Here is a 5,347-nt window from a genome sequence, read left to right on the forward strand (position 1 = left end):
TCGATCTCCTCAGTACGTCCGAGCGCGCCATAGTGCTTGGTGAGCCGACGTCGTGCCACGTTTCGGCGTCCGCGACAACGTTGCCCGAGTTGGTCGGAAAACAGGCGCGGCTTCGGCCTGATGCGGTGGCTGTGCGGTACGGCGATAGGACGGTGAGTTTCGATGGTTTGCATCGGCGTGCGAACCAGGTTGCTCGTGCGTTGATCGCGGCGGGGGCGGGGCCGGAATCGCTGGTGGCGGTCGCGGCGCCGCGGACCGAGGAGCTGCCGGTCGCGTTGCTGGGTGTGCTGATGGCGGGTGCGGCGTACCTTCCGATCGATCTGACCTACCCGAGCCAGCGGGTGGCGGGCGTGCTGGCGGATGCGGCACCGGTCTGCGTGCTGACCACCGCCGACGAACGATCAACTCTGCCTGAAATTGACCTGCCGGTGGTATTGCTGGAACAGACAGCGGGATTCGCTGACGATCCCGTGGCTGATGACGAACGGCCGACGCCGCTGCGGCCGGACAACCTCGCGTATGTCATCTACACGTCCGGCTCCACTGGGATCCCGAAGGGGGTGGGGGTGACCCACCGCAACGTGGCGGAGTTGTTCGCCAACACACAACCGTTGTTCGGGTTCGACGAGCGTGATGTGTGGACGGTGTTCCACTCGTTCGCGTTCGATTTCTCGGTGTGGGAGTTGTGGTGTGCGCTGGCGACCGGTGGCAGCGTCGTGATGGTCGATTACGAGACCTCCCGCTCCCCTGAGCTGTTCCGCGAGTTGCTCGTCCGGGAGCAAGTGACGGTGGTGAACCAGACGCCCTCGGCGTTCTACCAGTTGGTAGCGGCCGATCGAGACGCTTCACCCGGAGGGTTGGCGTTGCGGTATGTGATCTTCGGGGGTGAGGCGCTGGATCTGCGGCAGCTGTCACGCTGGTATGAGCGTCATCCGGTCGACGCGCCGCGGTTGGTGAACATGTATGGCATCACCGAGACCACGGTGCACGTGTCGTTCCTGTCACTGGATGACCACGTCATCGACAGCCAGGCCAGTCTCATCGGCCGCGCCCTGCCCTGGCTCGATGCTTATGTGCTCGACCAGCGCTTGCGTCCCGCACCGTTCGGCACTCCCGGCGAGATCTATGTCGCAGGCAACCAGCTGTCCCGCGGGTATGTGGGGCAGGCGGGCCTGACTGCGTCGCGGTTCGTGGCCAATCCGGTCGGGCCGCCGGGGTCGCGGATGTATCGGTCGGGGGACATCGCACACTGGACCCGGTCCCGGGGTGAGCCCGCGCTGGCCTACAACGGGCGGGGTGACCAGCAGGTGCAGTTGCGCGGTTTCCGAATCGAGCTCGGCGAAATCGAAGCGGCGCTACTGCGCTGTGCGGGGGTGAGTCAGGCTGTGGCGGTGGTGCGCGTGGATGCGGTGCTCGGTGATCAACTCGTCGGATACGTGCTCCCCGAGTCCGGTGCGCGGCTGGACCTGGCCGAACTACGGAGCCAGGTGGGCGAGTTTCTGGCTGGCTACATGGTGCCCGCGGCGATCGTGGTGCTGAAGTTGTTGCCGTTGACTGCCAACGGCAAGCTCGACAGTCGCGCGTTGCCGGCTCCTGAGTTCCGGGCGCGTGAGTTCCGGGCGCCAGTGACTCCGGCGGAGGCGGCGGTGGCTGCGGCGTTCGCCGAAGTGCTTGGAGTTGATCGGTTCGGCATGGACGACAACTTCTTCGAGCATGGCGGGAACTCGCTGATCGCGGCCAAGCTAACCGCCCGGCTGTCGGCGGCGCTCGGCACAAAAGTGCCGGTGATGCGGGTGTTCACCGCGCAGACTCCTAGTGAGCTGGTGGCGGACCTCGCGCGCCGCGCAAGTAGCACCCTCGAGACCGAGGCCGCGTTCGACATGCTTCTGCCGCTGCGGCCCGCAGGTTCGGCCGCGCCGCTGTTCTGTGTGCATCCGGTGTCGGGGATCTCATGGTCGTTTGCGGGTCTGGCGGCCTACCTCGACACCGACCGGCCGCTCTACGGCTTGCAAACGCCGGTGCTGGCGGCCGAGGCCGAGATGCCGGACTCGATCGAGAACTGGGCTGCGCAGTATGTAGAACTGATCCGTTCGGTGCAACCGGAGGGCCCGTACCACCTGCTGGGTTGGTCCTTCGGCGGCGTCATCGCCCACGAAATGGCAGTGCAGCTGCAACGCGAGGGCGAAACCATCGCCTTGTTGGCGGTGATGGACAGCTACATGGCCGATCCCCCCGGCACGCTGACCAGCGATGCCGGTCAGGTCCCGGTCGCCGAGCTGATCGGAGGCCTGCTTGGTGAAGCGGCTGGCGATCTGGGCAACGTCGCGGAGGTGGATTGGGCGGCACTTCCGCAGAAACTCAGCGAACTGCCCGAACCGTTCGCCTCCTTCGGCGCCGACCGGGTCACCCGCATCATCGACGCCGCGGTGCACTCCGTGGCTCTGCGCAGCGACTACCGGCCGCCGGTATACCGGGGTGATGTCATCTATTTCACCGCCGCACTGAACGACCTCACTGGCACTGTCGGCGCGACGCTCTGGAGCGACATCGTTGACGGCACAGTCCACAACCACGCCGTATCCACCACACATTGGCAAATGACTACGGCCGCCGGCCTGGCCCAAATCACCGAGATCCTGACCACATATCGCAGCGAGGCTGGAACTAGCGATCCGAGCGTTCCCGTCGAGTTGGGCTAGTCGGGCCGTCGCCATGCGCACCGAGTTCGTCATCGAGGCCGCGGCCCCCACGGCTTGACCGATCGAGGGGTGACCCGGGATGTGGTGGTACAACGTCGGCGTGGAATCGTTGTGGTCGACATTCAAGGCCGGACGCGAATGCTGCTATCGACACGCCTTCGTCACAAAGCCCGAACTCATTGCTTGCCCCCTTTCATCTCACTTCGTAAGACGCGCTAGTCACGCAACCTGTTGCTTGTTCCACCTCTAATCCGGTTTATCGAGTCTTGGTCGCGGTTGTATGAGATAATCTCGGGCTGGGAATCGGACTTCCGCAATCTCGACATGGTTGCTGGCGGCTGCACAAAAGCCGCTGTAGTGTCTGCAGTGCGGCAAGGCGCAACCCGTCTGCACCTTGGCCAGCATCTGCATGTGCGGGTGGCGAGCATTCCGGCGCTAGTAACGATGTAGCTTGAAACGAGTCCACTCGGATTAGATGAGAACGACATCATCGCGGAGTTGAAGCGGTGGTCAGTTCAGGCACCGATCGTACCGCCCCTATTCGAAGCTGCCGATCGGCTGACGGGTCCGTGCTTCCATCGTGTTTTGGCTTCGGTCGCGTAGTCGACGGCTGTAGCACGCCGTGGCGGCTTCGGTCCGCGCGGCGTTGGTTCGCGCAGGGGGATCAGTGTAGGCATTTCCCCCATACCGTTCGGGCTGGGGACGTGGAAAGGTACGGTTACGTAATTATGCCGTTCTTCCTGGAGGAACAGGACATCCATGTCTATTCGTACGCTTGTCTTTTTGGGCACCCTTCGACAGCGCATTCGTGGCGAAAATTCGGTCCGCAACCATCGTGGCCAACCCGCTCGGACACCCGTGCGTATGATGCCCTTCGGGTTCGGTTGCCTCGTCTCGTCATCTGGGCGTGTTATATAGGACGAAGCTTTAGCGACACATCCTTTGCCCGCACGGTCGCCCATGGTGAGCAGGCGGGGGGACCGCGGTGATGCAATTCGACTGGGGATTAGCCCAGGCTACGGAATCCGACGCTCTCTATGTTGGTGGGGTCCTCTCCCTGGCTCGACGATGTCGCGGCCATGAACTACGTGCAGCTTGAGTGGGTTAGAGTGAAGGTGAGTTTCTTGTGGGTTGCTCCTTGTGATTGATGTGCTGATTTTGGGCGCGAGCTGGTCTCCGAAGCGTCATTCAGTGACGGATGAGTTTGCCAGCGCGCTCGACCCTGTGCGTTTTGCGCCCCGGATAGTGGCCTATGCGGGAACGCCTGCGAACTCGAGGAGGGCGCTTGTTCGTGAAATTGTGAGATGTCGTGGGTCGGTAGTCGTCGCTGGATATGCTCAAGGTGCTGCTATTGCCGGACGGCTCATTTCGGAATTTTCTCGGGGAATCAATCCTTTCGGGAGAATATTTCCGGTCCGGAGAATCGCTGCATGTGCGCTCATTGCGGACCCGCTGAGGCCGAGTGGAGAAGCGATAGGACGCGACCCCGGTGGTCATGGCATGTTAGGTCAGAGGTCGATTGATGCCGTGCCTACGTATTGGGCTGCGGCGCCGGGTGATCTGACCACGGCCTTGCCTGCGGATAGTCCGCTGCGCATGACTCCTGAAATATTCGAATACCTCGACCTTTCGACCGAAGAGGAGATGGCCCAGTGGGGTCGGAACATTATTGACGCATCGATCCGGGAGCAATTGAAGCGATATCCGATAGCTAAGCGAGTTTGGCATAGCAGGGGTACGGAGCTCACTCGGGTCAGTAAGTATCTATTCACTAGACCATATATTGATGATTATTTGAACGGCGGTTATGTCCGTGCTCTTGCGGAGAGGTTGAATTCCGAGGTGGTTTGTTGCGAATAGACCGGCTGCGGATATCTGGTTGAGATTCAAGGCGACTCGGAGTTTCGGGCGCTTAATAGACATGCTTTTTCTCCGGTGCCCCATCTGGGGTAACCAGATAGTGTTTCGGATAGTGAGGTTACGGTTGGACGGGCTGGATTTTGGCGGAAACGACGAAGCTGTCAGTGAAGTAGTGTCTACGCCAGCTTCGAAGGAAGATCTCTTTCCGTTGTCGCCCGCCCAGCTGGGCATCTGGTACGCGCAGCATGTCGATCCGCAGGTGCCGATCAACATTGCGCAGTACGTGGATCTGCACGGCGATCTCGATCTGGAGGTCTTGCGCGAGGCGCTTATCCGTTCGGGCCACGATCGTGGCTCCGGCATGCTCTGCATCGTCGAGCTCGACGGAACACCGTACCAGTGGGTCGACTACACGATCCCGGATCGCGACAAGGTCTACTACGTTGACTTCCGCGGCGAAGCAGATCCCGCCGCCGCCGCGATGGCGTGGATGCGCGCCGAATACAGCGCGCCGCTGGATCTGTTGAAGGACCGGTTGATGCGATTCGCCGGTCTGCAGATCGGCGGTCACCACTGGTATCTGTATCTGCGCTCGCACCACATCGCGTTGGACGGGTTCGGTGCCGTTACGAACCTGACCCGGGTGACCGAGCACTACATGGCGATCCTGAACGGCACCGAGGCACCGCCCGCCAAGGCCGTCGATCTGTACACGCTGTATGAGCAGGAGATCGCCTACCGGGAGAGCACGCGCTTCACCTCCGACAAGGAGTACTGGGCCGAGCGAG

The 5,347-nt window shown here is 62.1% G+C and carries 2 protein-coding genes; both read left to right on the top strand.

Translation table 11 applies throughout. The features are described from left to right. Positions 1 to 2,699, top strand: a 2,699-nt coding sequence (locus NA4_RS37070; RefSeq protein ID WP_157129537.1) for an amino acid adenylation domain-containing protein, incomplete at its 5' end; no start/stop codon positions are given. 1,984 nt (positions 2,700 to 4,683) lie between these two features. Continuing rightward, positions 4,684 to 5,347, top strand: a 664-nt coding sequence (locus NA4_RS37075; RefSeq protein WP_169811206.1) for a condensation domain-containing protein, incomplete at its 3' end; no start/stop codon positions are given.

This window comes from Nocardia amamiensis NBRC 102102 (assembly GCF_001612745.1).
GTDB classification, from domain to species: domain Bacteria; phylum Actinomycetota; class Actinomycetes; order Mycobacteriales; family Mycobacteriaceae; genus Nocardia; species Nocardia amamiensis.